Below are 269 nucleotides of genomic sequence, written 5' to 3' on the forward strand. Positions count from 1 at the left end.
GTCGGCGAACGAGCAGGCCTGGAAACCATAGGCGGCATTCGAGGGGAGCGAGAACGGCGTGTGAGTTTCGCCAAATGCATCTTTGAAATTTCGACCGCTCTGTGCAGTTTCCGCATTGGGCACCCAGCCTAGCAGATGGTCGAAAGAGCGATTTTCCATGGTGACGAGCACCACGTGGTCGATGCCCGAGGTGGCCGGATCGGGTAGCGCGGGACGCGGCAGATTTGCGCGGCCGGGAGGAATCGTGCCGACGGCTGGCGTTCCTCCGG

The 269-nt window shown here is 62.1% G+C and carries 1 protein-coding gene; it reads right to left on the reverse strand.

All coding sequences use genetic code 11. The features are described 5' to 3' along the window. Nucleotides 1-269: alkaline phosphatase family protein (locus SB822_RS57560; protein ID WP_410859169.1), on the reverse strand; the 269-nt coding region annotated here is incomplete at both ends.

This window comes from Paraburkholderia sp. SIMBA_054 (genome assembly GCF_046534875.1).
In the GTDB taxonomy this organism is placed as follows: Bacteria; Pseudomonadota; Gammaproteobacteria; order Burkholderiales; family Burkholderiaceae; genus Paraburkholderia; species Paraburkholderia hospita.